Below are 2,242 nucleotides of genomic sequence, written 5' to 3' on the forward strand. Positions count from 1 at the left end.
TCCGGTGTTCTACGACAAAGACGGCTCCGTGCAGATTAAGGGGTATTGCACTGATATCATCGCCGACCTGACTATCGATGCGCTGAAAGGCCGTCCTAAGGACCAGCCATTCTTCATCATGTCGCATCACAAAGCGCCTCACCGCGAATGGACTCCCGACGAAAAGCACAGGAAGCAGTTCGAGAACAAGCACATTCCCGAGCCACCGACCCTGCGGGACGATTACGCCGGTCGCACCGATGCCTTGCGGGAGCAGAAACAATCCGTATTCCGGGACCTGACCCGTGCGGATCTAAAGCTCGTTCCACCAGCAGACATGTCACCCCAGGAACAGCGACAGTGGTTTGCCGCAAAGCCGATGGAAGTAGAAGTCGTTGTGGAAGGCGTGAAGAAGGTCTTGACCGGCAAGGAGCTTGAGGACTGGAAGTATCAGCGCTACATGCAGGACTACCTCGCCTGCGTTCAGAGTGTCGATGATAATGTAGGCCGAGTTCTGGACTGGTTGGATGCTAATGGATTACAGAAGAACACCATCGTGATCTACACCAGTGATCAGGGTTTCTTCCTGGGCGAACACGGACTGTTCGACAAACGATTCATGTATGAGGATTCGCTCCGCATGCCGTTCGTTGTGCGCTGGCCCCAAGTCATCAAGCCTGGCACCGTCTCGGAGGCGATCGGCATAAATTGCGATTTTGCACCAACCTTCCTCGATGCCSCCGGCCAACAGACACCATCGGACATGCAAGGACGTAGTTTCCTTCCAATTTGGAAAGGAAGCACGCCGAAGGACTGGCGCCATGCCATGTACTACCGCTACTATCACGATCCGGGCGACCACAACACGCGCGCGCATTATGGCGTCCGCACAGACACGCATAAGCTGATCTATTTCTGGAAAAAAGATCAGTGGGAGTGCTACGACCTGGTGAAAGATCCCCAGGAGATGCATAACATTTATAACGACCCAAAGTCGCAACAACTGGTGGCTCAGTTGAAGCAGGAGCTATATCGCCTCAAAAAAGAAGTAAAGGATGATGACCAGTTCGCGAACGAGCAGCCGACCGATTCATCCTACGTCCGTAAAAATATATCTTGAGGTGCTCGCGTAAGGCTTTGGCAAATGCTGCCGATTCCGACGGAGGGACTTGCGGGTCGTTCTCTCCATGCATAATAAGCAGCGTCCGAACTCTATCGACGGAGAGAAGCACGTTGGCCTTGCGATAAACGTCAGGTTTGTCCATAGGCGAACCACCCATTTTCATCATCCAACGAGCGGCCGAGGGCGGATTCGTCCGGTACACGAAAAGTTCGCGGTAGACAAAGCCATAGAGTTCCGCCGCGGCTGCGAACAGATCCGGATAGCGCGTCACGACGAAATGTCCGTAGCAGGTAGCTGAGTCGCACAATTAGCTTTTGAAGGAATTGGGGCGCAAAAAGAGCGCGAAGGCTGCTAAGCCATTGAATTTATGGCTCCGCAGGTAGGACTCGAACCTACAACCCTTCGGTTAACAGCCGAATGCTCTGCCATTGAGCTACTGCGGAGTATCAGCACGACCTTGCTATTTCCAGCCGGTCAAGCGCCTTAGTAAGAATACGAAAATTGCTGCGGATTGGCAACTCCAACGGAATCCATTAGTACATCAGCACCGCGACCCGGTACGTCGTAAATCCTCCGCCTCCATGGACGGGGCACGCCCCTACCTCGGCGCTGTTATATCTGCGCTGCCGCAGGCGAACCTTGAGCTGTTCCGGCACAGCGCTCAGATCGGTTGCGGTCCAGCGCATCACAAAGAGTGGGCGGCTTCCCTGCACAACGCCGGAATCGACCGCACAGTTCGCCCGGGCCGCGGCACTGGCCGCGGCGTTCAGACGCAGCGCTCGCAGACTTTCGACGACAGCGTTCTCCTGCTGGGAGAGCGAGAGCGTGGGGACATCACGGCTGAAGTCTTCTACCGCATAGAGCGCTCCGCCCCGTGGCATGACAGCAATGGCCACCGAAGTGACTCTTGGGTCCAGGATGTTTTCCCGATGGTGGGGAGAATGCATCCAGCCATCGTGGACCATCACCGCCGTTGAAGCCATAGCGACATTCTCCGCCACGACGGAGACATGTGCGCCGGCAGAAGCGACACGCTCGGTGAGGTCCGCCTCTCCCTGAAACTGATGGCTGATCGCTCCTGCCCGAACCATCTGCCCCGCGTGATAGCGAGCCGCGACATAAAGCTGACGATCCCACCGC

At 56.0% G+C, this 2,242-nt stretch carries 3 protein-coding genes and 1 tRNA gene; 1 reads left to right on the plus strand and 3 read right to left on the minus strand.

The features are described 5' to 3' along the window. The coding region (locus AB4043_RS24890) for a sulfatase/phosphatase domain-containing protein (RefSeq protein WP_442308447.1) at window positions 1-1,099 on the plus strand (1,099 nt) is incomplete at its 5' end. Here AB4043_RS24890 and AB4043_RS24895 read toward each other — a convergent pair. The 3 genes from AB4043_RS24895 to AB4043_RS24905 all read right to left on the minus strand — a co-directional run. Beyond that, entirely contained in the window at window positions 1,017-1,373 is a 357-nt protein-coding gene (locus tag AB4043_RS24895) for an alpha/beta hydrolase family protein (protein ID WP_442308448.1), read from the minus strand. The two genes, AB4043_RS24890 and AB4043_RS24895, sit on opposite strands and share 83 nt — an antisense overlap. A 97-nt stretch (window positions 1,374-1,470) precedes the next feature. Beyond that, window positions 1,471-1,545: transfer RNA gene (locus AB4043_RS24900), tRNA-Asn, on the minus strand. A gap of 90 nt (window positions 1,546-1,635) precedes the next feature. Then, the coding region (locus AB4043_RS24905; RefSeq protein WP_442308449.1) for a CAP domain-containing protein at window positions 1,636-2,242 on the minus strand (607 nt) is incomplete at its 5' end.

This window comes from Terriglobus sp. YAF25 (assembly GCF_052113305.1).
Lineage (GTDB): Bacteria > Acidobacteriota > Terriglobia > Terriglobales > Acidobacteriaceae > Terriglobus.